The following is a 24898-nucleotide window of genomic DNA, read 5'->3' as shown; positions in this document are numbered from 1 at the left end:
GGGCTACAAAGCCTGAGTCGCCACGATGAACTCGTGCAGCTGCTGCTTGAACTCGTCGACGGTGGGAATGGCCTCGCGAGCGAACGGCCGCTGCGTGCCGTCGGGCAGCAGGTGGATGGGCTCGCAGCCGCAGAGCCAGGCCTCACGCACCATGATCGTGAACCCGTCGTAGCAATAAAGCCGCCGCGCGCGGCGCAGCAGCGCGGCCATCTCGCGTCGGGTGGCAGGCCAGGCCTTGGTGATCTGCAGCGCGTCGGGCGGATGGTGGCCGGTGTTGCGGCCCTTGCCGACGTAGAACACGTCCACGTCGCGCGGCGACTCGGCGCCGGGGTCGTAGAACCAGGGCTCGATGGAGGGCACTTCCAGCACCCGGCCGTCGGCGTACGGCGCCAGGTGCTGGTTGTAGGCGACGAGGAATTCGTTCGCCGCGTAGCTGCGCTCGCCGCGGCCCAGCTTGCCCGGCGTGTTCATCACGTAGCGCACGATGCGCTTGGCGTTGAGCAGGTTGCCCGGCGCCACCTCGGGGTAGATGACGATGTCGTCGACGAACTGGGCCTTGGGGTAGTCCGGCGAATAGGTGCAGACGAGCGCGTCGTAGCCGGCGCGCACCAGCCATTTCTGCAGGTCGTATAGCACGCGGATGCCGGCCGAGTTGTGCTCGTGCGGCGGTGCGCCGATGACGTAGCGGCGGCGGAACTCCGCGCCGTTCGGCCCCGGCAGCGTGAACTCCCGCAGGTCGCGCAGCGCTGCCAGTTCGGCGGGTGAGGCCGTGGGCACCACGGGGCGGGGCGGCAGCGCGGCCGTGGCGTCCAGCAGCCGGGTTTCAAGCGCCTGCATCCACGCGGCAGGCCGCAGCGCAGCGACCGCCTCGGGCGGTGCGGTGTGCGGTCGCTGCGCGGCAGCGGTGGCCAGGGCCTCGTACTGCGCCAGGTCGGCGGCCACGGCGGTGTCGGCCAGGCCCAGCCGCGCCAGCAGCAGTGCGCCCTGCTGCGCGGCGGCGCCGCGGCCGCGGTGCGTCACGACCGGCACGCCGCGCGCGACGGCCTCGGCGCTGAGGCGCGGCCAGCGCGCCGGCACCGGGTCCAGCAGCACGGACAGGCCCGTCCAGAAGCCGTCGGCGTCGTCGGCCGCCTCGATGGCGTCCGGCGGCAGGCCGTCGGCGGCGGCACGCTGGCGCAGCCGCTGCACCAGCCCCGTCTCCGGCGCCCACAGGCGCAGCCGGCTGCCGGCGTGGCGGGCCAGCAGCCGCATCCACAGCGCGCACAGGTCCTCGCCCAGTTCAGTGGCGGCAAGGCAGCTGCCCCAGACGAGGCCTGGCGAGGCCGCGGCCGGTGCGGCCGGCGTGTCGGGCACCCAGAGGGCACCGTTGGGCCAGGGCCAGGTAGCGTCGCCTAGGCTGGCATCTTGCGCGGCCAGCGCGGCGTCGCCGGCGGCATCGGCCCACACCAGCTGCAGCGGGGCCGGGTGGTAGACGAAGATGCCCGGGCGGCCGTCGGCGCTCAGGCCGTGCACGTCCAGCAGCACGTCCACCTGCAGCCGGCGGATGACGCTGGCAGCGTCATCGTCGATCAGGTCGTGCAGGCTGTGGTGGGCGGGCAGGCCGGCGCGCGGCGCGCCCGGTGGCAGGTCCTTGCCGGCGGCGTCCCAGGTGAACAGCAGGGGTTCCACGCGCGTGAGATCGTGGTGCAGCGCCGGCGCCGGCAGATGTGCCGGTGTGGCGGCCAGGTAGCCCACGCGCAGCGGCCGGCTGCCGCGGTCGTAGCGCTGGCGCGCGGCCATCCGGTGATGGAAGCGCGGCAGCAGGCGCTGCTGCGCCACGTCGGCGCGCACGCGCTGCGTGTCGGGGTCGTCCTGCGGGCCGTCGAAGGCCCACAGGCCCTTGGGCCGCAGCGCCGGGCCGGGCAGCAGCGCCAGCACCTGCTGCAACCGCTGGCGCAGCTGGGTCTGCAGGTTGATGTCGTTGGACAGCAGCAGCGCCTGCTGCACATGCTGCAGCGCCTGGCTGGGCAGGCCCAGCGAGCACCACAGCGACATCAGGCCGATGTGCGCCTCCGGCGAATCGGGCAGTTCGGCAATGGCCTGCTGCCACGCACTCATCGCGCTGGCCGGCTGGCTGGCGCGCAGGTGCAGCACGGCCTCGTTGTGCCAGGTCACGTAGCGTTCCTGCGCGGTGCCGGCCGCGCCAGGCCCGGCGCGCCAGTCGCGGTAGACGGCGATGGCGCCGGCCACGTCGCCCTGGGTGGCGCGCTGTTCGGCGCCGGCGATGGCGTCGTTCAGGCTCATGGTTCCTGCAGCAGGCGTTGGCGGAAGTTGGCCAGGCTGGCGGCGGACACCGTGTCGCCACCATAGCCCCAGGGCACGCGCAGGCAGGGCAGGCCGGCGTCCTCGGCGGCTTCGGCGTCCTCGTCGCGGTCGCCCACGTACCAGCAGCGCGCGGCGGGCAGGCCGTGCGTCGCCACGACGTGCTGCAGCACCTGGGCCTTGCTGGTGGCGGCTGGCGTCAGCGCGTCCAGCGCGTAGACGCCGCGAAAGCGCGGCCGCCAGCCGAGGTGCTCCAGGATCAGCAGCGTGGGATGCAGCCGCTTGTTGGTGACGATGTAGAGCTCGCGGCCCTGCGCGGCGAGTTCGTCCATCAGTGCGGGCATGGGCTCGATGACGACGCTGCCGCGGTAGCCCTCGCGGTCGTAGTGGGCCTTGAAGGCGGCTGCCAGTTCCTCCACCGACGGGCCGCCCGGCGCGTCGCCGCGCAGCTTGCGCAGTGTGGGGATCAGCGGCGGGCCGATCAGCGAGGGCTCCAGCGGGCAGACGGGCTCGGCGCCCAGTTCGGCGAAGGCGGCGCCCATGGACGCGAGGATGCTGGGCGCGCTGTCGATCAGCGTGCCGTCGAGGTCGAAGAGGACGGGGGCGAGGGTCAAGGCAGTCTCCGGGCTCGCGTCGCCGCACCGGTGTCGCGGATGGCGTCGTCGAGCGACCAGTTCAGGGTCAGGCCGAGGGCGAGCGCCTTCTCGACGTTGGGGATGTAGCCGTTGCGCGTGGCCGCGGCGGCGTCGCCCCGGGCCAGCACGCGCACGGGCTTGTCGGGCGCGAGCAGGTCGCGCACGCGGTGGGCCAGTTCGCCCACCGACAAGGCCTCGGGCGAGCCGACGTTGTAGGCCTCGCCGGGCGCGCCGCGTTCGAGCAGCGCGGTCAGCCAGTGGGCGAGGTCGTGCTGGTGCATGTAGGAGCGCAGCGGCAGGCCGTCGCCGTTGACGACGATGGCGTCGGCCGCCAGCGCGTCGCGGATGAAGTTGCCGATGGCGAAATGGACGTCCAGCGGCAGGTCGGGCCCGACGAAGGCGAAGCAGCGCGCGACGACGGTTTCCAGCCCGTGCGCCTGGCGGTACAGCGCGCAGAGGTGCTCGGCGGTGCGTTTGGCGACGCCGTAGGCCTGGCCGGGCTCCAGCGGGTTGGGCATCTGCAGGCAGTCCTCGCGCACGCCCGTCGCGCCGGTCAGGCGGCCGTAGACGGCGCCCGAGCTGGTCAGCAGGAAGCGCTCGGCGCCGCTGGCGACGGCGAAGTCCAGCAGGTTCCGCGTGCCGCCGACGATCTGGTCGTAGCGCTGCAGCGGCGTGAGCTGCGGGCCGAGTGTGGAGTCGGCCGCGGCGTGTAGCACGTGCGTGAACTGTTCGCCGCGGGGCAGGGTGGCCGCATCGGCAATGTCGCCGCGCAGCAGCCGCAGCCCGGGCAGGCGGCAGAGGTCAGGGTGCGCCGCGCGGAAGCGCTCGGGGTCGCGGCTCAGGATGCAGACGTCCGCGGCCGGCTGCTGCTGCCAGTAGCGGAGCAGGGCCTTGCCGAAGAAGCCGGTGCCGCCGGTCAGCAGGAGTTTCATCGGGCGCTAGTAGAGCAGCACCAGCGGGTTGGGGAACTTGCTGCGCAGGCTGGCCGCGATGTCGTGCTGGGCGCGGAACGATGACACCAGGATGGGCAGCTCCGGCGTGTCGGCGATCGATGCGGGCAGTTGCACGGTCCACGCGCCGAACGGCTTGCCCGTCAGGTTGGCGTTGCCGTCGACGACGCCGGCGATGCGCGCCTGGGCCTCGGCGGGCAGCCGCGGCAGCAGGCGTGCCGAGTGGGAGCCGGCGCCGTAGACCAGGAAGCGTCCCGCCGGGATGCGCTGCAACGCGCCCTGCATGATGCGTTCGGAGTCGGCGATGTAGGCGTCGAAGCGCGCCTGCGGCTCGGGTGCCAGTGGCGCCGGAGTGGGCACGGCCGTGCGCTCGGCCAGCACGAAGGCCGAGCCGGTACCGGCCAGCGGCAGGTCCTGCGCCTGCTCGGCGATGACCTGCATGCCGATGCTGGACAGCAGGTTGCGCAGGCTGGCGAAGGAGAAGAACTGGATGTGCTCGATGGAGAACTCGCCGAAGGGTTCGGCGCCGTCGGCGCGGAACCCTTCGATGGCCGGCACCTCCACCAGCAGCCGCGCGCCCGGGCGCAGCCGTGCCACTAGTTGTTCGAGGTCGGTGCGCAGGTGCGGCAGGTGCTCCAGCACGGCCATCAGGCAGACGAGGTCAGCCGCCTGCAGGTCCACGCATTCGTGCGCGTTGTCCAGCGTGCCGCAGTGGATGCCCTCTAGCCCGAAGTTCTCGCGCGCCCGCAGCGCCGACTGCGGCGCCGGGTCCACGCCCTGCAGCCGCTGCCAGCCGGCGTCACGCATGGCGGCCAGCATGGCGCCGTAGCCGCAGCCCAGGTCCACGACACGGTGGTCCTTGGGAATCCAGCGACCCATCAGGTCCACCGCGGCTTCGATGCGCAGGCGGTCCAGCGCGGACACGCTGCTGGCGACGTCGTACTTGGACGCGGCCTTGTAATAGGCGCCGTACTGCGACGCCGGCGGCAGCCGGTGGGCGAAGTGGAAGCCGCAACCCTGGCAGCGGCCCACCTCGTAGCTCATGTCGAACTCGCCGATGGCCAGCATGCGGTTGTCGAACAGCGGTGTGGCCTCGGTGCTGCGGCACACAGGGCAGGCGCGGGATTCCATGGGCGGTGATCCTAGGCAGCGGCGGCGGCCGGCAGCGGCCCCAGCACGTCGGAGAGGTCGAACAGCAGCGAAGCCGGCACGCCGGCCGCGCCGAGCTGCTGGCGGATGGCGCTGGTGAAACGGGCGCTGGCGATCAGCACCGGCAGGCCGTTGTTGGCAAAGGCGGTGATCGTCAGCGCGGGCAGGGCGGGCAGGCACTGGCCGAAGCGCTCGGCATTGCTGTCGTGCAGCGCGCGCAGGCGGCCCGGCGCCAGCCGCGGCAGCAGCGGCAGCAGGTAGTTGTGGAAGTCGCCGCCGATGCCGTAGATGGCGAAGCCGTCGGGAAACAACCCCTCCAGCCGCGCTAGCAGCGCGGCCTGGCGCTGCGCCGCGCCCAGGCTGGGGCGGGCGGCAAGGCGCAAGCTGTCCGGGTAGACCGCCGATTCGAAATGGCCCATGCTCAGCTGCTGCACCGTGAAGCCGTGGCGCTGCAGCAGCGTGGCCATGGACGCGGTGCTGAACTGGTGCACATGCTCGGCGTTGCGGTCCAGCGCGAGCAGCGGGTGGCCCGCCTCGTGCGGCACCTCCAGCAGCAGTTGCGTGGCCGGCGTGCACAGGCGGCCCCAGGCGGCCAGTTCCGCGGCGACGTCGGGGATGTGCTCCAGCACGTGGAAGCTCAGGATCAGGTCGAACTGCGCGTCGGGGTCGGCGGCCAGCAGCTCATCGTGGCTGGCGTGCACGCGGTCCAGCACATGGCGCGCCGTGTCGGCGTCCTTGGACGGTTCCAGGCCGACGTAGCGGACCTGGAATTCCTGCTTGATGCGCTGGCCCAGCGCGCCCTCGGCGCAGCCCACCTCCAGGATGCGCAGGCCATCGCGCAGCACGCTGCGCAGCGACGCGATGCGGCCGTCCAGCTTGGCCTGCAGCGTGGCGCTGTCGGTGGCGTTGCGGCCCACCAGGGACTGGTAGTAGGCGCCGCTGGGTGCAGCGGCCAGCGACCACACATGCCCGCAACGGTCGCAGCGCTGGAACGCACGCGGCGCAACGCCCGGGGTGGTGTCTTCCGGCAGCGCCTGCGCCGCCGTGTGAGCGCAGCAGGGGCAGGCGTTCATGCGGTCTGGGCGCGGGCCTTCACGGAGCGCGGATCGAGCTCGATCAGCATCTCGCGCGACAGCTGCTCCAGCGGCAGCAGCGGGCTCATGTCTTCCAGCGGCATGGAGATCATCGAGCCGTCGGGCTGCGGGATCGCGGCCACCTTGGGGCTGAGGATCTCCTCGTGCGACAGGCGCACGTCGATGAGGCGCGGGCCCGCGGTGCCGGTGTCGGCCAGCGCCTGGGCCAGCTCGTCGGGCGTGCGCACGGTCTGCGCCGGGATCTGCATCGAGGCGGCGATGGCCGTGAAGTCCGGGATCCACAGGCCGGACTGCGGGCCGGTGCCCAGGTAGCGCTGCTCGAAGTAGTTCTTCTGCGTGTTGCGGATGGACGCGTAGCCGTTGTTGTTCATGATCACCAGCGTGATCGGCAGGCCGGACTGGCGCAGCGTGGCCAGCTCCTGCAGGTTCAGCATCAGGCTGCCGTCGCTCTCCACGCACAGCGTGGGCCGGCCGCCCGCGCCGACGCAGGCGCCGATGGCCGCGGGCAGGCCGTAGCCCATGGAGCCCAGGCCCGAGGTCAGGAAGAAGCGCTGGCCGGGCTTGTTGCGGAACACGGTGTAGAACACCTCCACCGCCAGGCCGGAGCTGCCGGTGACGAGCAGCGTGTCCTCGGGCACCAGCTCGCTGAGGCGGTCGACGAACTGGTAGTGCGTCATCACCGCGCCGGCCTGCGTGTCGCGGCCTTCCATCGCCGAGAAGCGCGCCTTCCAGTCGGCGCAGCGCTCGCGCCAGGACGACCAGTCGCCATGCGAGGCCGTGTCCACCTGCGCCTGCCAGGCCTGCAGGAAGGCCTTGGCATCGGCCTGCACCTTGAGGTCGATGGGGAGCTCGTGGCGGGCCAGCTCGTGCGGGTCGATGTCCACCACCACCTTGCGCGCCGCGCGGGCGAAGCCGGCGGGGTTGTAGGCGGTGATGATGTTGTCCAGCCGGCAGCCGATGCTGATCAAGAGGTCGCAGTTCTGCACCGCCAGGTTGGGCGCGCGCGCGGCGACGACGCCGGGGCGGCCCACGTACAGCGGGTGGTCGAACGGCAGCAGGTCGGCCGCGTTCCAGGTGAAGGTGCAGGGAATGCCGAAGCGCTCGGCCAGCTGCGCGAAGGCCTCGGCGCCGCCGGCGATGCGGATGCCGTGGCCCGCGATGATGAGCGGCCGCTTGGCCTGGGCCAGCAGCGCTTGCAGTTCGGCGAAGACCTTGGCGTCCAGCGCGGGGGCGATGTCGGCCGGCGGCACGAAGCCTTCGAGCTGCGACGGGTCGATCTGCGCCGCCTGCACGTCCAGCGGCACGTCCAGCCACACGGGGCCGGAGCGGCCGGTGCGCAGGTTCCACAGCGCCTCTTCGAGGTCGCGGCGGATGTCGGCGGGCTGTTGCACGGTGCGTGCGAACTTGGTGACCGGCTTGACGATGGACACGATGTCCACCTCCTGCACGCCGCCCTGGCGCAGCGGGCGGCCGCGCAGCGCGTCGGCGCGCTTGACCTGGCCGGACAGCACCAGCAGCGGCAGCGATTCGATCCAGGCGCCGGCCACCGGCGTCACCACATTGGTGGCGCCCGGGCCGGTCGTGACCATCGCGCAGCCGAAGCCGGTCGCGTTGACGCGGCCGTTGGCCTCGGCGGCGATGCCGCAGGCCTGTTCGTGGTGGCAGACGTGGCCGGTGATACGCGGCTCGCAGGCCACCGCGTCGTTCAGGTGCATGGCGCCGCCGCCGGGCAGCAGGAAGATGTCCTGCAGGCCTTCGTCGGCCAGCCGGCGGATCAGGTAGTCGGCCACCCGGATGGGGGCGGAATTTGCGAGCGTCATCAGGCCATCCAGTGAGTCAACAGGGTCTTGCGGTTCGGGTTCCGCTGGATCGACTCGTCGGTGTAGAAGGAGTCGTTCTTGAAGTGGGTGGAGGAGATCTCTTCGATCACCGAGCCCTCGCGCGTCTCGAACGCATGGCGCACACCGGGCTCGACGTTGACGACGTCACCCACCTTGCACTGGCGCGGCACGCCGTCCAGCGTCAGCGTGATCTCGCCGTACAGCACGTGGAAGGTCTCTTCCTTCTGCTGGTGGTATTGCTCGGGATGCTTCTGCCCCGGCAGCGACACCAGCAGCTTCTTGCAGTAGCCGCGGTTGACGACGGTCAGCATCGTCAGGCCCGTCTCGTCGAAGTTCTCGATGCCGTAGTGGTGGGAGATCTCCAGATCGGTGCGGCCCGGCACGATGGTGCGGCTCTTCTCGAGCAGGTCCTTCACGCGGCCGACGATCTCCAGCACCTTGGCGCGCACGTCGGTGCGGCGGGTGTTGTCGGTGGTCAGCGCGCCGTCTGCCTCGACATCGGCCGTCAGCGTGAAGCTGGCGTACTTGGACCAGTTGTTGGCCGTGATCTGGCCGTCCTGCGGCGGGAAGGCGAAGTACACGTCGTCGGCGCCGACGACGTGGCCGGCCTTCAGCCCGCGCTTCACGAACACGCCGCGGCGCAGCGAGCGCAGCGAGGCGGCTTCGCCCTCGTTGGGTGGCAGGCGGCGGTCGCCCACGCCGCACAGCATCAACGCATGGCGGGCCGCGGCCAGCCAGCGGTCCACCTGCTGCGGCGACGCCGAGTAACCGTTCAGCGCATAGCGGTCGGTGGCCACGCCGACGTGCTTCTCGAAGATGCGCGCGCCCTTGGCGATGGCGATCTTGACGAGGTCGGTGTGGTCGGGGTCTTCATGGGTGGAGAAGCCGATCTCGACGTCCGGATAGCGGTTGTGCAGGAAGTCGATCTGCGACAGGTGCATGCGCTCGTCGGGCGTCGGGTACTCGCCCACGCAATGCAGGATGGCGAAGTCCTTGCTGCGGTGCTGCAGGAAGCTGATGACCTGGTCCATGTCTTCCACGGCCGCACCGGCGGTGGAGGCAATGATGGGCAGGTTGGTCTGCACCACGCGCTCCAGCAGCGGCCAGTCGTTGAAGGAGCAGCTGGGGATCTTCACGAAGTCCAGCTTCTGGTCTTCGATCTGGCCCACGGACGGCTCGTCGAATGGCGTTGCCATCACGAGGAAGCCCTGGGCGCGCATCTCGGCCACCAGCGTGTCGAACTGCGCGCGGGTCAGGCGCGTCTCCGAGAAACGCTTGATGTACTTGATGTCGTCGCGCCCCTGCATGGCGGGGTGGATGAAGGTGTCCAGGTCGCGGTACTGCAGCTTGAACGCGAAGCTGAACTCCGGGTAGCCGCGGCAGACGGCGCCGAACTCGCGGATGACCTGGATGCCATGGTCGAGGTCGCCCATGTGGTTGTTGGCCATCTCGAGGACGAACAGGGGCTTGGTCAGGGTCTTCATGGTCGGGCTCCTCAGAAGTCCACGCCGAGGTAGGTCTCGATGTGGCGGGCGGCGTAGGCCAGCATGTCCGGCGTCAGCGCGGGTTGCACGCCGATCCAGAAGGTGTTGTTCATGATGTGGTCGGTGTTGGCGAGATCGCCGACCACGCGGAAGTGCTGCCCCTGCATGTAGGGCTGGCGCGTCAGGTTGCCGGCGAACAGCAGCCGCGTGCCGATCTTCTGCTGGTCCAGGTAGGCCAGCAGGTCCACGCGGCTGACCGGCGCGTTGTCCTTCAGCGTGATCGGGAAGCCGAACCACGCCGGGTCGCTGCCGGGCGTCGCCTGCGGCAGCTGCACGAACTCTTCGCAGGCGGCCAGCTTCTCCTTCAGGATCAGGAAGTTGCGCTTGCGCGCATCGATGAAGGATTGCGCCTTGGCGATCTGCGCGACGCCGCAGGCGGCCTGCATGTCGGTGATCTTCAGGTTGAAGCCGCGGTGGCTGTAGGTGTACTTGTGGTCGTAGCCGGCCGGCAGGCTGCCGCCCAGCTGTTCGCAGGTCCAGCCGAAGCGCTTGCCGCAGGTGTTGTCCTTGCCGGGCGCGCAGTAGCAGTCGCGGCCCCAGTCGCGGAAGCTCTCGGCGATGGTGCGCAGCTCGTCGTTGTTCGTGAACACCGCGCCGCCTTCGCCCATCGTGATGTGGTGCGCCGGGTAGAAGCTCAGCGTGGCGATGTCGCCGAAGGTGCCGACCTTGCGGCCGTCGTAGGTGGAGCCCAGGGCGTCGCAGCAGTCCTCCACCAGCCACAGGCCGCGGGCCTTGCAGAAGGCGGTGACGGCGCCGAGGTCGAACGGGTTGCCCAGCGAGTGGGCAATCATGATCGCCTTGGTCCTGGGGCTCAGCGCGAGTTCGAGCTGGCTGACGTCGATGTTGTGCGTGTGGCGGTCCACGTCGACGAACACCGGCACGGCGCCGAACTGCAGGATGGGGTTGACCGTCGTCGGGAAGCCGGCCGCGACGGTGATGACCTCGTCACCCGGTTTGATGGCGCGGGCACCCAGGCGCGGCGAGGTGAGCGCATGGAAGGCCACCAGGTTGGCCGAGGAGCCGGAGTTCACGCTCAGCGCATGCTTCACGCCGATGAAGGCGGCCAGCTCGCGCTCGAACTGCGTGTTGAAGCGGCCGGTGGTGAGCCAGCCGTCCAGCGAGGCCTCCACCATCAGCTGCAGCTCTTCCACGCCGATCAGCTTGCCGGACGGCGGGATGACGCTGACGCCGGGGAAAAACGCCTGCGGGCGCAGCGCCTCCTCGGCGTACTGTTGCACCAGCGTGGCGATCTGTGCGCGCAGCGCGCGGGTCTTGTCGTTGTCCATCAGGCCAGGGCCTCGTAGCTTGCAATCTGTTCCAGGGTCAGGGCGCGGGCATCGGCGCCGGCCAGCCAGCCGCGGTGCCAGTCCACCGTCAGCTGCAGCGCACGGCCCAGGTCCAGGCGCGGGCGCCAAGCCAGGCGCTGGCGGGCCAGGCTGGTGTCCAGCTTCAGCCAGGTGGCTTCGTGCGGGTGGTCGCCGGGCTGCTGCGCCGTGCGCGCATCATCGCCCCAGCGGCGGGCCAGTTCAGCCACCACGTCGCCCACGGGGCGGGCATCGTCGTCGCGGGGGCCGAAGTTCCAGGCCTGCGCGGCCTCGGTGTCGCCGGCCAGCAAGCGCTGGGCCAGCATCAGGTAACCGTTCAGCGGCTCCAGCACGTGCTGCCAGGGGCGCACGGCCTGCGGGTGGCGAAGCTGAACCGGCTCGCCGCGACCGAAGGCGGCCAGCACGTCCGGCACCAGCCGGTCACGCGCCCAGTCGCCGCCGCCGATGACGTTGCCGGCGCGCGCGGTGGCCAGCGCCACGCCCTGCGCGGCCATGAAGGACGCGCGGTAGGCGCTGCACACCAGCTCGGCGCAGCCCTTGCTGTTGCTGTAGGGGTCGTGGCCGCCCATGGGGTCGGTCTCGCGGTAGCCCCAGGGCCACTCGCGGTTCTCGTAGCACTTGTCGGTCGTGATGACCAGCACGGCCTTCACGGTGGGCTGCAGCCGGGCGGCCTCCAGCACGTGGACGGTGCCCATCACGTTGGTGGCGTAGGTGCCGACCGGGTCGTCATAGGACGGCCGCACCAGGCTCTGCGCGGCCATGTGGATGACCAGTTCGGGCTGCTCGGCCTGCAGCGCGGCGCGCACGGCGGCCAGGTCGCGGATGTCGGCCTCGTGGTGGCTGACCAGCTCGCCCACGCGGGCCAGCTCGAACAGGCTGGGCTCGCTCGGCGGGGGCAGGGCGACGCCGCTGACCTGCGCGCCCAGGCGGTGCAGCCACAGCGCCAGCCAGCTGCCCTTGAAGCCGGTGTGCCCGGTCAGCAACACGCGGCGGCCGACCCAGCTGAAAGGCATCGCGGCGCGGCTCATCAGCTCCACACCTTCCAGGGCGCGTTGCCGCCGTTCCACAGCTCTTCCAGGTAGACGCGGTCGCGCAGCGTGTCCATCGGTTGCCAGAAGCCCTCGTGGATATGACAGCCCAGCTGCCCCGTGGCGGCCAGCGTTTCCATCGGCTCGCGCTCCCAGATGGTGTCGTCGCCGGCGATCAGCGGCAGCACCGACTTCTCCAGCACGAAGAAGCCGCCGTTGATGAGCCCGCCGTCGCCGCGCGGCTTCTCGGCGAAGGACAGCACCTGGCCGTCCTGGATGTCCAGCGCACCGAAGCGACCGGCCGGGTAGGTGGCCGTCACGGTGGCCGACAGCCCGCTGACCTTGTGCTTGGCGATGGCCGCCGTGATGTCCACATCACCGACGCCGTCGCCATAGGTCAGGCAGAAGGGCTCCCCGTCCCGCAGGTGCGAGGCCACGCGGCGCAGCCGGCCGCCGGTCTGCGTCTTCTCGCCGGTGTCCACCAGCGTCACCTTCCAGGGCTCGGAATGCTGCTCGTGCAATTCCATCCGGTTGTTGGCCAGGTCGAAGGTGATGTCGGACTGGTGCAGGAAATAGTTGGCGAAGTATTCCTTGATCAGATACCCCTTGTAGCCGCAGCAGACGATGAATTCCGTCACGCCGTGGTGGGCGTAGATCTTCAGGATGTGCCAGAGGATGGGTTTGCCCCCGATCTCGATCATCGGCTTCGGGCGCAGATGGGTTTCCTCGGAAATCCGGGTTCCGAGGCCGCCGGCCAATATCACTGCTTTCATGCGCGGAGGTTTCCGAGGGCAGGGCGCGAAGGGCGCGCCGGTGGTGGAGCGTTTGAACTGGCCCGCATGATGCCCCTGATGCGAGGCGCCCGAATTTTCAAACAGCCAGGGAAAAATATAGTTGTTGGGGAGGGGATAGGCCCAGTGATTGGCGCAGGAAATCGCTGAAAGGCGGCACGCGCGCCCGGCCGAATCCGTCACGGCGCTGCCCCTCGAATGAGAACAGGCCCGGCGGATTGCTCCACCGGGCCTGTCGGGGCCGCCGGGATGGCGGCGTCAGCAGGGCGCTAGCGCCCCGCGCAGCGTCGTCAGATCAGCGCGCCGCCGTTGTTGCGGCGCAGTTCCTCTTCGTCCGCGAGCTTGCGGTCGATGGCGGCGAGGTGGGCATCCGCGCCGGTGGCCGCAGCGTGGGCCGCCTTGGCCAGGTCGACCGGTTCGGCCGCCAGCAGCGCGCCGGCTGCCGGGGCCAGCACGTCGGTCAGCGTCACCGGCGCCTGGGCGTCGTCGGCCTTCTGCGGCTGCACGTCCTTGGCGAACCAGACGTCCGCCATCTGGTGCTGGCTGCCGTCGGTCGTCGTGTAGCTGGACACCAGGCCCAGCAGGTTGCCGTTGTCCACCGTCGTGCCCTTCGCGGCATTCAGGTCCAGCGAGGCGATGCCCAGTTCCTCCAGCGACTTCAGCTCGCCCGCGTCGGTCTTGCCGTCGTGGTTGGCGTCCACCCAGACCTTGAGCTCCTTCCAGTGCGCATCCTTCTGGTCGAGCTTGCCATCGTGGTTGCTGTCCTGCTCGGCCATCGCGGCATAGCCGTCCGCGGCGCGCTTGCCGTTGGACAGGATGGTGCCCATGCCGAACAGCTCGTTGCCGTTGTTGATGACGCCATCGTGGTTGCGGTCCATCACCAGCAGGCCGTCGCCGCCCGCCACCCAGCCGACCTTGTTCACCTGGCCGGTGCCCAGCAGGTCGAAGTTGACGCCCTGGGCCGCCGCCAGCGTGTTGACGCCGTGGCCGTCCAGGTCCAGCGCGATCGGCGTGATCGACAGCAGCGTGTTGAACTGCGCGTCGTTGAAGACGCTCATCGCCTCGCTGGTCAGCGCCTTGAGTTGGTCATCGGTCATGGCCACCATGTCGCGAGTTTCCAGGCCGATGGTCTGATCGGATGTCAGCGCATGGATCTGGTCGGTCGTCAGCGCATGCGCCTGGGTCGTCGTCAGCGCGGTGATCTGCGCGGAGCTCAGCGTCGCGAACTGGTCGCTGGTGATGGCCTGGATCTGCGCGGTGCTCAGCGCCGCGAAGTTGGCCGTCGTCAGCGCACGCAGGTCGTCGGTCTCCAGCGCGGCCATCTGCGCCGTTGTGAAGGCCATCACCTCGGAAGAGGTCAGCACACGGAACTGGTTGGACGTGAACGCGTTCAGGTCGTCGGTCGCCATGCTCTGGATCTGCGACGTCGTCAGGTAGATGACGCGGCCCGCCAGGCCCTGCAGCTGGTCGGTCGTCAGCGCACCGAGCTGGGCGGTGGTGATGGCCTGCAGCGAGGTGGGCGTCAGCGAGCGCAGGTCATCCGGCTCGATGGCGGCGATCTGGTCGGTCGACAGGCCCTGGATCTGGGCCGTGCTGAACACCGCCACCTGCGTGGACGTCAGCGCCGCCATGTGCTCCGTCGTCAGGCCCGGCAGCTGCGCCGTCGTCAGCGCGGCCACTTGGCCGGTCGTCAGCGCGGCGACTTCCGTCGACAGCAGCGACTGCAGCTGGCCACTGGAGAAGCCGGCCAGCGCTGCCGTCGTGATGGCGCGCAGGTCGGCCGTCTCCATGCTGGGCAGGGCGTCGGTGGACAGCGCGGCGATCTGCGCCGAGCCCAGCACCGCCCACTGGCTGGAGCTCAGCGCCACGAGGTCGGCGGTCTCCATGCCGGCCACCTGGGTGGTGGTCAGCAGCTGGATCTGTGCCGTGCTGAGCTTGGAGAACTGGTCGGCGGTCAGCGTGTTCAGGTCATCCGTGGCCAGGCCTTGCAGCTGCGCGGACGTCAGCGCGTTGAGCTGGGTGGAGCTCAAGGCCTGCAGCTGGTCGCTGGTCATCGCGTCCAGCTGTGCGGTGGACAGTGCCCGCAGCGCACCGGTGGTGATGGACTTGACGTCGCCGGCCTCGATGGCGGCGATCTGGTCGGTCGTCAGCGCCTTGAACTGGTCGGACGTCAGCGCACCGATCTGCGTGGACGTCAGCGCGGCCATGTCGTCCGTCTCCAGGCCTTGCAGCTGGGTGGTGGACAGCTTGGCCAGCTGCGTCGTGCTGAGGGCTGAGACCTCGGTGGAGGTCAGCGACCGCAGCTGGTCGCTGGAGAAGCCCGCCAGCGCCGCCGTGGTGATGGCGCGCAGGTCGGCTGTCTCCATGCTGGGCAGCGCGTCGGTCGACAGCGCGGCGATCTGGGCCGAGCCCAGCGCCGCCCACTGCGTGCTGGTCAGCGCGGCCAGGTCGGCGGTTTCCATGGCGGCGATCTGCGTCGTCGTCAGCAGCGCGACCTGGGCCGTGCTGAGCTTGGCGAACTGGTCGGCGGTCAGCGCATTGAGGTCATCCGTCTTCAGGCTCTGCAGCTGCGCGGAGGTCAGCGCATTGAGCTGGGTGGACGACAGCGCCTGCAGCTGGTCGCTGGTCAGCGCGTCCAACTGGGCCGTGGACAGTGCCGGCAGGGAGCCGGTCGCGATGGCGCGGATGTCGCCGGCCTCGATGGCGGCGATCTGGTCCGTCGTCAGCGACTTGAGCTGGTCGGACGTCAGCGCAGCGATCTGGCTGGACGTCAGCGCCGCCATGTCATCCGTCTCCAGGCCTTGCAGCTGGGTCGTGGACAGCTTGGCCAGTTGCGCCGAGCTGAAGGCGGCGACCTCGGTGGAGGTCAGCGACCGCAGCTGATCGCTGGAGAAGCCTGCCAGTGCGGCCGTGGTGATGGCGCGCAGGTCGGCCGTCTCCATGCTCGGCAGCGCGTCGGTGGACAGCGCGGCAATCTGGGCCGAGCCGAGTGCCGCCCACTGGCCGCTGGTCAGCGCCGCCAGGTCGGCCGTCTCCATGCCGGCGACCTGGGTGGTCGTCAGCAGCGCGACCTGGGCCGTGCTGAGCTTGGCGAACTGGTCGGCCGTCAGCGCGTTCAGGTCATCCGTGCTCAGGCCTTGCAGCTGTGTGGAGGTCAGCGCGTTGAGCTGGGTGGAGCTCAGCGCCTGCAGCTGGTCACTGGTCATCGCGTCCAGTTGCGCCGTCGACAGGCCACGCAGCGCGACCGTCGTGATGGACTTGACGTCGCCGGCTTCGATGGCGGCGATCTGGTCGGTCGTCAGTGCCTTGAACTGGTCGGACGTCAGCGCACCGATTTGCGTGGACGTCAGCGCGGCCATGTCGTCCGTCTCCAGGCCTTGCAGCTGGGTGGTTGACAGCTTGGCCAGCTGCGTGGTGCTGAAGGCAGCGACCTCGGTGGAGGTCAGCGACCGCAGCTGGTCGCTGGAGAAGCCGGCCAGCGCCGCCGTGGTGATGGCGCGCAGGTCGGCCGTCTCCATGCTCGGCAGCGAGTCGGTGGACAGCGCGGCGATCTGGGCGGAGCCCAGCGCCGCCCACTGCGTGCTGGTCAGCGCGGCCAGGTCGGCCGTCTCCATGGCAGCGATCTGCGTCGTCGTCAGCGCGGCCACCTGGCCGGTGCTGAGCTTGGCGAACTGGTCGGCCGTCAGCGCGTTCAGGTCATCCGTGGCCAGGCTCTGCAGCTGCGTCGTCGTCAGCGCGTTGAGCTGGGTGGAGCTCAGCGCCTGCAGCTGGTCGCTGGTCAGCGCATCCAGCTGGGCCGTCGACAAGCCGCGCAGCGCGACCGTCGTGATGGACTTGACGTCACCGGCCTCGATGGCGGCGATCTGGTCGGTCGTCAGTGCCTTGAACTGGTCGCTGGTGAGCGCGCCGATCTGGCTGGACGTCAGCGCCGCCATGTCGTCGGTTTCCAGGCCTTGCAGCTGGGCCGTCGACAGCTTGACGAGCTGGTTGGTCGAGAACGCAGCGACTTCCGTGGACGTCAGCGACCGCAGCTGGTCGCTGGAGAAGCCGGCCAGTGCGGCGGTGGTGATGGCACGCAGGTCGGCCGTCTCCATGCTGGGCAGGGCGTCGGTGGACAGCGCGGCGATCTGGGCCGAGCCCAGCGCGGCCCACTGGCCGCTGGTCAGCGCAGCCAGGTCGGCCGTTTCCATGCCGGCGATCTGCGTCGTCGTCAGCGCCGCGACCTGGGCCGTGCTGAGCTTGGCGAACTGGTCGCTCGTCAGCGCATTGAGGTCGTCGGTCTTCAGGCTCTGCAGCTGCGACGAGGTCAACGCGTTGAGCTGGGTGGAGCTCAGCGCCTGCAGCTGATCGCTGGTCAGCGCATCCAGCTGTGCCGTCGACAGGCCACGCAGCGCGACCGTGGTGATGGACTTGACGTCGCCGGCCTCGATGGCGGCGATCTGGTCGGTCTTCAGCGCCTTGAACTGGTCAGAGCTCAGCGCGCCGATCTGCGTGGACGTCAGCGCGGCCATGTCGTCCGTCTCCAGACCTTGCAGCTGGGCGGTGGACAGCTTGGCCAGCTGCGTGGTGCTGAAGGCGGCGACCTCGGTGGAGGTCAGCGAACGCAGCTGGTCGCTGGAGAACCCGGCCAGTGCGGCGGTGGTGATGGCACGCAGGTCGGCCGTCTCCATGCTGGGCAGCGAGTCGGTGGACAGCGCGGCGATCTGCGCGGAGCCGAGGGCCGCCCACTGGCCGCTGGTCATCGCGGCCAGGTCGGCGGTTTCCATGGCGGCGATCTGCGTCGTCGTCAGCAGCGCGACTTGGGCGGTGCTCAGCTTGGCGAACTGGTCGCTCGTCAGCGCGTTCAGGTCATCGGTGTTCAGGCTCTGCAGCTGCGTGGAGGTCAGCGCGTTGAGCTGGGTGGAGCTCAGTGCCTGCAGCTGGTCGCTGGTCAGCGCATCCAGCTGGGCGCTGGTCAGTGCACGCAGGGCGACCGTCGTGATGGACTTGACGTCGCCCGCTTCGATGGCGGCGATCTGGTCGGTGGTCAGCGCCTTGAACTGGTCAGACGTCAGCGCAGCGATCTGGCCCGAGGTCAGCGCGGCCATGTCGTCCGTCTCCAGGCCTTGCAGCTGGGCGGTCGACAGCTTGACGAGCTGGTTGGTGGAGAACGCGGCGACTTCGGTGGACGTCAGCGACCGCAGTTGGTCGCTGGAGAAGCCGGCCAGTGCCGCCGTGGTGATGGCACGCAGGTCGGCCGTCTCCATGCTGGGCAGGGCGTCGGTGGACAGCGCGGCGATCTGGGCGGAGCCCAGGGCGGCCCACTGGCCGCTGGTCATCGCGGCCAGATCGGCCGTTTCCATGCCGGCGATCTGCGTCGTCGTCAGCAGCGACACCTGGCCGGTGCTGAGCTTGGCGAACTGATCCGTCGTCAGCGCGTTCAGGTCGTCCGTGTTCAGGCTGCGCAGCTGCGTGGAGGTCAGCGCATTCAGCTGGGTGGACGACAGCGCCTGCAGCTGGTCGCTGGTCAGTGCATCGAGCTGGGCGCTGGTCAGCGCGCGCAGCGCGACCGTCGTGATGGACTTGACGTCGCCGGCCTCGATGGCGGCAATCTGGTCGGTCGTCAGTGCCTTGAACTGGTCGCTGGTGAGCGCGCCGATCTGACTGGACGTCAGCGCCGCCATGTCGTCCGTTTCCAGACCCTGCAGCTGGGCGGTCGACAGCTTGACGAGCTGGTTGGTGGAGAACGCGGCGATTTCGGTGGACGTCAGCGACCGGATCTGGTCACTGGAGAAGCCGGCCAGCGCCGCCGTGGTGATGGCACGCAGGTCGGCCGTCTCCATGCTCGGCAGCGAGTCGGTGGACAGCGCGGCGATCTGGGCCGAGCCCAGCGCGGCCCACTGGCTGCTGGTCATCCCGGCCAGATCGGCCGTTTCCATGGCGGCGATCTGCGTCGTCGTCAGCAGCGACACCTGGCCGGTGCTGAGCTTGGCGAACTGGTCGGTCGTCAGCGCATTCAGGTCATCGGTGTTGAGGCTGCGCAGCTGCGTGGAGGTCAGCGCGTTCAACTGCGTGGATGACAGCGCCTGCAGCTGGTCGCTGGTCAGCGCATCCAGCTGGGCGCTGGTCAGTGCACGCAGCGCCACGGTGGTGATGGACTTGATGTCGCCGGCCTCGATGGCGGCGATCTGGTCGGTCGTCAGTGCCTTGAACTGGTCAGACGTCAGCGCAGCGATCTGGCCCGAGGTCAGCGCGGCCATGTCGTCCGTTTCCAGACCCTGCAGCTGGGCGGTGGACAGCTTGACGAGCTGGTTGGTGGAGAACGCGGCGACCTCGGTGGAGGTCAGCGACCGCAGTTGATCGCTGGAGAAGCCGGCCAGTGCGGCCGTGGTGATGGCGCGCAGGTCGGCCGTCTCCATGCTCGGCAGCGAGTCGGTGGACAGCGCGGCGATCTGGGCCGAGCCGAGGGCCGCCCACTGGCCGCTGGTCATCGCGGCCAGGTCGGCGGTTTCCATGGCGGCGATCTGCGTCGTCGTCAGCAGCGACACCTGGCCGGTGCTCAGCTTGGCGAACTGGTCGCTTGTCAGCGCGTTCAGGTCGTCGGTGTTGAGGCTCTGCAGCTGCGTGGAGGTCAGCGCGTTGAGCTGGGTTGAGTTCAGTGCCTGCAGCTGGTCGCTGGTCAGTGCGTCCAGTTGGGCGCTGGTCAGTGCACGCAGCGCCACGGTGGTGATGGACTTGACGTCGCCGGCCTCGATGGCGGCGATCTGGTCGGTGGTCAGCGCTTTGAACTGGTCAGACGTCAGCGCAGCGATCTGGCCCGAGGTCAGCGCGGCCATGTCGTCCGTCTCCAGGCCTTGCAGCTGGGCGGTGGACAGCTTGACGAGCTGGTTGGTCGAGAAGGCGGCGACTTCGGTGGACGTCAGCGACCGCAGCTGGTCGCTGGAGAAGCCAGCCAGTGCCGCCGTGGTGATGGCACGCAGGTCGGCCGTCTCCATGCTCGGCAGCGAGTCGGTCGACAGCGCAGCGATCTGCGCGGAGCCGAGCGCCGCCCACTGGCTGCTGGTCATCGCGGCCAGGTCAGCGGTTTCCATGCCGGCGATCTGTGTCGTGGTCAGCAGCGACACCTGGCCGGTGCTGAGCTTGGCGAACTGGTCGGTCGTCAGCGCGTTCAGGTCATCGGTGTTGAGGCTGCGCAGCTGCGTGGACGTCAGTGCGTTCAGCTGCGTGGACGACAGCGCCTGCAGCTGGTCGCTGGTCAGCGCATCCAGCTGGGCACTGTTCAGGCCGCGCAGCGCGACGGTCGTGATGGACTTCATGTCGCCCGCTTCGATGGCGGCGACCTGGTCGGTGGTCAGCGCGGCGAGCTGGCCGGACGTCAGCACGGCGATCTGGCCGGACGTCAGCGCGGCCATGTCGTCCGTCTCCAGGCCTTGCAGCTGGGCGGTCGACAGTTTGACGAGCTGGTTGGTCGTCAGCGCACCCACCTCGCCCGACACCAGCGACCGGATCTGGTCACTGGAGAAGCCCGCCAGCGCGACGGTGGTGATGGCGCGCAGGTCGGCCGTCTCCAGGTTGGGCAACTGGTCGCTCGTCAGCGACGCGATCTGGCTGGACGTCAGCGCGGCCCACTGGCCCGTGGACAGGGCGCGCAGCAGGTCGGTGGACAGGTGGCTGAGTTGGTCCGTCGTCAGCGCCAGGATCTGGCCCGTGGACAGGCGGGAGATCTGGTCGGTGGTCAGCGCGTTGAGGTCGTCGGTCGTGATGCCGACAACCTGGGGCGTCGTGGTCAGCGCGTTCAGCTGCGTGCTGGTCAGCCCGCGCAGCTGGTCGCTGGTCAGCGCATCGATCTGCGCCGTGGACAGCGCACGCAGCGCCACGGTGGTGATGGACTTGATGTCCCCCGACTCGATGGCGGCGATCTGGTCGGTGGTCAGCGCCTTGAACTGGTCGGACGTCAGTGCGGCGATCTGGCCCGAGGTCAGCGCGGCCATGTCGTCCGTTTCCAGGCCTTGCAGCTGGGCGGTGGACAGCTTGACGAGCTGGTTGGTCGAGAACGCGGCGACTTCGGTGGAGGTCAGCGACCGCAGCTGGTCGCTGGAGAAGCCTGCCAGTGCGGCCGTGGTGATGGCACGCAGGTCAGCCGTCTCCATGCTCGGCAGGGCGTCGGTGGACAGCGCGGCGATCTGGGCCGAGCCCAGCGCGGCCCACTGGCCGCTGGTCATCGCGGCCAGGTCGGCGGTTTCCATGCCGGCGATCTGCGTCGTCGTCAGCGCGGCCACCTGGCCGGTGCTGAGCTTGGCGAACTGATCCGTCGTCAGTGCGTTCAGGTCGTCCGTGTTCAGGCTGCGCAGCTGCGTGGACGTCAGCGCGTTCAGCTGCGTGGACGACAGCGCCTGCAGCTGGTCGCTGGTCAGCGCATCGAGCTGGGCATTGGTCAGGCCGCGCAGCGCGACGGTCGTGATGGACTTGATGTCGCCGGCTTCGATGGCGGCGATCTGGTCGGTCGTCAGTCCCTTGAACTGGTCGCTCGTCAGCGCGCCGATCTGGCTGGACGTCAGCGCGGCCATGTCGTCGGTTTCCAGGCCTTGCAGCTGGGCGGTGGACAGCTTGACGAGTTGGTTGGTCGAAAACGCGGCGACTTCGGTGGAGGTCAGCGACCGCAGTTGGTCGCTGGAGAAGCCCGCCAGCGCGGCCGTGGTGATGGCGCGCAGGTCGGCCGTCTCCATGCTGGGCAGGGAGTCGGTGGACAGCGCGGCGATCTGGGCGGAGCCCAGCGCGGCCCACTGGCCACTGGTCATCCCGGCCAGGTCGGCCGTTTCCATGGCGGCGATCTGCGTCGTCGTCAGCGCGGCCACCTGGCCGGTGCTGAGCTTGGCGAACTGGTCGCTCGTCAGCGCGTTCAGGTCGTCGGTGTTCAGGCTCTGCAGCTGCGTCGTCGTCAGTGCATTGAGCTGGGTGGACGACAGCGCCTGCAGCTGGTCGCTGGTCAGCGCGTCCAGCTGGGCGCTGGTCAGTGCACGCAGCGCCACGGTGGTGATGGACTTGATGTCGCCGGCCTCGATGGCGGCGATCTGGTCGGTGGTCAGCGCCTTGAACTGGTCGGACGACAGCGCGGCGATCTGGCCCGAGGTCAGCGCGGCCATGTCGTCCGTTTCCAGGCCTTGCAGCTGGGCGGTCGACAGCTTGGCGAGCTGGCCGGTGGAGAACGCAGCGACTTCCGTGGACGTCAGCGACCGGATCTGGTCACTGGAGAAGCCGGCCAGCGCCGCCGTGGTGATGGCGCGCAGGTCGGCCGTCTCCATGCTGGGCAGCGCGTCGGTGGACAGCGCGGCGATCTGGGCGGAGCCCAGCGCGGCCCACTGGCTGCTGGTCAGCGCGGCCAGGTCGGCCGTCTCCATGGCGGCGATCTGCGTCGTCGTCAGTGCGGCGATCTGCCCGGTGCCGAGCTTGGCGAACTGGTCGGACGTCAGCGCGTTCAGGTCATCGGTGGCCAGGCTCCGGAGTTGCGTCGTCGTCAGCGCGTTGAGCTGGGTGGACGACAGCGCCTGCAGTTGGTCGCTGGTCAGCGCGTCCAGCTGGGCGCTGGTCAGGCCGCGCAGCGCCACGGTGGAGATGGACTTGATGTCGCCGGCCTCGATGGCGGCGATCTGGTCGGTCGTCAGCGCCTTGAACTGGTCGCTGTTCAGCACGGCGATCTGGCTGGACGTCAGCGCGGCCACGTCATCCGTCTCCAGCCCTTGCAGCTGGGCCGTCGTGAGCTTGGCCAGCTGCACGGTGGTCAGCGCGGCCACTTCGCCGGAGACCAGGGACCTGATCTGGTCGCTGGAGAGGCCCGCCAGCGCCGCCGTGGTGATGGCGCGCAGGTCGGTCGTCTCCATGCTGGGCAGCGAGTCGGTGGACAGCGCGGCGATCTGCGCCGAGCTCAGCGCGGCCCATTGGGCGGAGGTCATTGCGGCCAGGTCGGCCGTTTCCATGGCGGCGATCTGCGTTGTCGTCAGCGCGGCCACCTGGCCGGTGCTGAGCTTGGCGAACTGGTCGCCCGTCAGCGCGTTCAGGTCATCGGTGTTGAGGCTGCGCAGCTGCGTGGAGGTCAGCGCATTCAGCTGCGTGGAGGTCAGCGCCTGCAGCTGGTCGCTGGTCAGGGCGTCCAGCTGGGCGCTGGTCAGCGCGCGCAGCGCGACCGTCGTGATGGACTTGATGTCGCCGGACTCGATGGCGGCGATCTGGTCGGTGGACAGCGACTTGAACTGGTCGCTGCTCAGCGTGGCGATCTGGCCGGACGTCAGCGCGGCCATGTCGTCCGTTTCCAGACCCTGCAGCTGGGCGGTCGTCAGCTTGGCGAGCTGGTTGGTCGTCAGCGCGGCGACCTCGCCGGACACCAGCGACCGCAGCTGGTCGCTGGACAGGCCGGCCAGCGCCGCCGTGGTGATGGCGCGCAGGTCGGCCGTCTCCATGCTGGGCAGCGAGTCGGTGGACAGCGCGGCGATCTGCGCCGAGCCCAGGGCCGCCCATTGCGCGGTGGTCAGCGCGGCCAGGTCGGCCGTCTCCATGGCGGCGATCTGGTCCGTCGTCAGCAGCGCGACCTGGGCGGTGCTGAGCTTGGCGAACTGGTCGGTCGTCAGCGCATTCAGGTCATCGCTGTTGAGGCTGCGCAGCTGCGAGGAGGTCAGCGCATTCAGCTGGGTGGAGGTCAGCGCCTGCAGCTGCTCGCTGGTCAGGGCGTCGAGTTGCGAGCTGGTCAGGCCACGCAGCGCGGTGGTCGTGATGACCTTGATGTCGCCGGACTCGATGGCCGCGACCTGGTCGGTGCCCAGCGCCTTCAGCGCGTTGCTGCCGATGGCCGCCACTTGCGATGACGTGAGCTGGGCGACGCCGTCCGTCGTCAGGCCGACGACCTGGCTGCTGGACAGCGAGGCGACCTGCTGCGTCGTCAGGGCCTGGACCTGCGTGGTCGTGAAGGCATTGATCTGGTCGGACCGGAACCCGGCGAGCGCCGTGGTGGTGATCGATCGCAGGTCCTCCGTCTGGAAGGCGCGGATCTGGTCACTGCTCAACGCAGAAAGGCCGCTGGAGGTGATCGCAGCGGCCTGGGTGCTTGTCAGCGCAATCAACTGGTCGGTGCTGAAGGCGGCCCAGTCTTCGGTCGTGAAGTCCCGGATCGTCGTCGTGGTCAGGCCAGGAATACGCGAAACGGGAATGAACGGGATGACGGTTGCCATGGTTTTTCACCTGCTGTTGTGCTGTCGGCCGCTGGCTGGAAACCAGGCAGCGGCCTTGCGTCGAATCGGATCTGTGCCCCTCGACGCCGGGGCTTTTCGGGTGCGAGTGCCAGGCCACCCGAAACGGGCAACTTGTAACTTGCGGTTTTTAGAGCTTCAGTCGGTTATCGGGCCATGCGGGCATGACTTGAGGAATTTGTTCTCGAATCAAGCCCGTTTGAACACCCCGTCCGTCCCTCGCATGCACGGACCCAGGGTGGTTTACCCACTGGCTAGCATGCTATTCAGGGCGGGCGCTGTCCACGCACCGATAAGGGCAGGCTTTCGGTGGCAGTTCACGGCCGCCCCGATTCCTTTCACGAAGCTGTCTGCGTGGCGCTCAGCCCGTTACAAAAATGGGCCGCCACCAGCGCCCGGCAGGCCGCCGCGTCCCGCGACAGCAAGGCCTTGACGATGGCGCGGTGTTCGTCCAGCGATTCCGCCAGCCGTCCCTCCCGGAACAGCGAATGGTGGCGGTTGAGCTTCATCAGCCGGCGCAGGTCGCCGACGATCTGCAGCCGCCATCGGTTGCCGTCGATCTCCAGCACGCGCAGGTGAAAGCGCTCGTTGGCGGCGAAGAAGGCGTCGCGCGAAGTTGCGGATTCATGCAGCGCTTCTTCCAGCGCCCGGTGCAACTCGCCCAGTTCGGCCAGCTCGGCGTCGGTGGCGCGCGTGGCAACTTCCGCCGCGGCGTCACTTTCTAGAAGGGACAGCAGTTGATAGGCTTCCCGCACGTCCCGCTCGCTCATCTCGGTGACGTAGGCGCCGCGGCGCAGCTTCATCGTCACCAGGCCTTCGGCCGCCAGCACCTTCAGCGCCTCGCGCATGGGGGTGCGGCTGATGCCCAGTTCGCCGCAGAGCTTGAGCTCGTCCACCCAGGCGCCCGGCTCCAGCTCCCGCGCCAGGATGCGCTGGCGCAGGCGGTCGGCGACCTGTTCGTACAGGGGCGCGGCGGCGAGGAGGGGGGTGGGCGAGGTCGGCATGAGCGGCACTTGTCAGCTCA

At 69.5% G+C, this 24898-nt stretch carries 12 protein-coding genes; all 12 read right to left on the bottom strand.

Annotated features, from left to right (window positions below; all coding sequences use genetic code 11):
* Positions 1-3: 3 nt before the first annotated feature.
* Positions 4-2283: a tetratricopeptide repeat protein gene (locus AC1Q7O_RS05400; protein WP_492658218.1), complete on the bottom strand. Its 2280-nt coding sequence runs from the start codon at positions 2281-2283 to the stop codon at positions 4-6.
* Complete coding sequence (locus AC1Q7O_RS05395; RefSeq protein WP_492658219.1) at positions 2280-2915, bottom strand: HAD family hydrolase; 636 nt, start codon at positions 2913-2915, stop codon at positions 2280-2282. The genes AC1Q7O_RS05400 and AC1Q7O_RS05395 overlap by 4 nt, the downstream gene beginning before the upstream one ends.
* Positions 2912-3868, bottom strand: coding sequence for an NAD-dependent epimerase/dehydratase family protein (locus AC1Q7O_RS05390; RefSeq protein ID WP_492658220.1), 957 nt, complete (start codon positions 3866-3868; stop codon positions 2912-2914). Before AC1Q7O_RS05390 ends, AC1Q7O_RS05395 begins: the two co-directional genes overlap by 4 nt.
* 6 nt (positions 3869-3874) lie before the next feature.
* On the bottom strand, positions 3875-5017 hold the full coding sequence (locus tag AC1Q7O_RS05385; protein WP_492658221.1) for a class I SAM-dependent methyltransferase: 1143 nt from the start codon (positions 5015-5017) through the stop codon (positions 3875-3877).
* An 11-nt stretch (positions 5018-5028) separates the two neighbouring features.
* Positions 5029-6108, bottom strand: a complete 1080-nt coding sequence (locus AC1Q7O_RS05380; protein ID WP_492658222.1) for a class I SAM-dependent methyltransferase — start codon at positions 6106-6108, stop codon at positions 5029-5031.
* Positions 6105-7949: a thiamine pyrophosphate-binding protein gene (locus AC1Q7O_RS05375; protein WP_492658223.1), complete on the bottom strand. Its 1845-nt coding sequence runs from the start codon at positions 7947-7949 to the stop codon at positions 6105-6107. The genes AC1Q7O_RS05380 and AC1Q7O_RS05375 overlap by 4 nt, the downstream gene beginning before the upstream one ends.
* Positions 7949-9454, bottom strand: coding sequence for an N-acetylneuraminate synthase family protein (locus tag AC1Q7O_RS05370; protein WP_492658224.1), 1506 nt, complete (start codon positions 9452-9454; stop codon positions 7949-7951). The genes AC1Q7O_RS05375 and AC1Q7O_RS05370 overlap by 1 nt, the downstream gene beginning before the upstream one ends.
* 11 nt (positions 9455-9465) lie before the next feature.
* Positions 9466-10800 carry a lipopolysaccharide biosynthesis protein RfbH gene (gene rfbH, locus AC1Q7O_RS05365; RefSeq protein ID WP_492658225.1) on the bottom strand — a complete coding sequence of 445 codons (1335 nt, stop codon included), beginning with the start codon at positions 10798-10800 and terminating at the stop codon, positions 9466-9468.
* Positions 10800-11867 carry a CDP-glucose 4,6-dehydratase gene (rfbG, locus tag AC1Q7O_RS05360; RefSeq protein ID WP_492658393.1) on the bottom strand — a complete coding sequence of 356 codons (1068 nt, stop codon included), beginning with the start codon at positions 11865-11867 and terminating at the stop codon, positions 10800-10802. The genes rfbH and rfbG overlap by 1 nt, the downstream gene beginning before the upstream one ends.
* Complete coding sequence (rfbF, locus tag AC1Q7O_RS05355) at positions 11867-12640, bottom strand: glucose-1-phosphate cytidylyltransferase (protein WP_492658226.1); 774 nt, start codon at positions 12638-12640, stop codon at positions 11867-11869. Before rfbF ends, rfbG begins: the two co-directional genes overlap by 1 nt.
* A 308-nt stretch (positions 12641-12948) precedes the next feature.
* Entirely contained in the window at positions 12949-23856 is a 10908-nt protein-coding gene (locus AC1Q7O_RS05350; RefSeq protein ID WP_492658227.1) for an SPM autocatalytic domain-containing protein, read from the bottom strand.
* 356 nt (positions 23857-24212) lie between these two features.
* The gene (locus AC1Q7O_RS05345; RefSeq protein ID WP_492658228.1) at positions 24213-24878 is read right to left on the bottom strand and encodes a GntR family transcriptional regulator; all 666 of its coding nucleotides are present in this window, start codon (positions 24876-24878) and stop codon (positions 24213-24215) included.
* Positions 24879-24898 lie beyond the last annotated feature (20 nt).

Source organism: Roseateles sp. GW823-FHT07B05 (assembly GCF_058794515.1).
This window is presented reverse-complemented; position numbering and strand designations above follow the sequence as displayed.

Coding starts and splice junctions, on each gene's coding strand:
- AC1Q7O_RS05400 (WP_492658218.1), bottom strand. CDS start 2,283: ATGAGCCTGAACGACGCCATCGCCGGCGCCGAACAGCGCGCCACCCAG.
- AC1Q7O_RS05390 (WP_492658220.1), bottom strand. CDS start 3,868: ATGAAACTCCTGCTGACCGGCGGCACCGGCTTCTTCGGCAAGGCCCTG.
- AC1Q7O_RS05385 (WP_492658221.1), bottom strand. CDS start 5,017: ATGGAATCCCGCGCCTGCCCTGTGTGCCGCAGCACCGAGGCCACACCG.
- AC1Q7O_RS05380 (WP_492658222.1), bottom strand. CDS start 6,108: ATGAACGCCTGCCCCTGCTGCGCTCACACGGCGGCGCAGGCGCTGCCG.
- AC1Q7O_RS05375 (WP_492658223.1), bottom strand. CDS start 7,949: ATGACGCTCGCAAATTCCGCCCCCATCCGGGTGGCCGACTACCTGATC.
- AC1Q7O_RS05370 (WP_492658224.1), bottom strand. CDS start 9,454: ATGAAGACCCTGACCAAGCCCCTGTTCGTCCTCGAGATGGCCAACAAC.
- rfbH (WP_492658225.1), bottom strand. CDS start 10,800: ATGGACAACGACAAGACCCGCGCGCTGCGCGCACAGATCGCCACGCTG.
- rfbG (WP_492658393.1), bottom strand. CDS start 11,867: ATGAGCCGCGCCGCGATGCCTTTCAGCTGGGTCGGCCGCCGCGTGTTG.
- rfbF (WP_492658226.1), bottom strand. CDS start 12,640: ATGAAAGCAGTGATATTGGCCGGCGGCCTCGGAACCCGGATTTCCGAG.
- AC1Q7O_RS05350 (WP_492658227.1), bottom strand. CDS start 23,856: ATGGCAACCGTCATCCCGTTCATTCCCGTTTCGCGTATTCCTGGCCTG.
- AC1Q7O_RS05345 (WP_492658228.1), bottom strand. CDS start 24,878: ATGCCGACCTCGCCCACCCCCCTCCTCGCCGCCGCGCCCCTGTACGAA.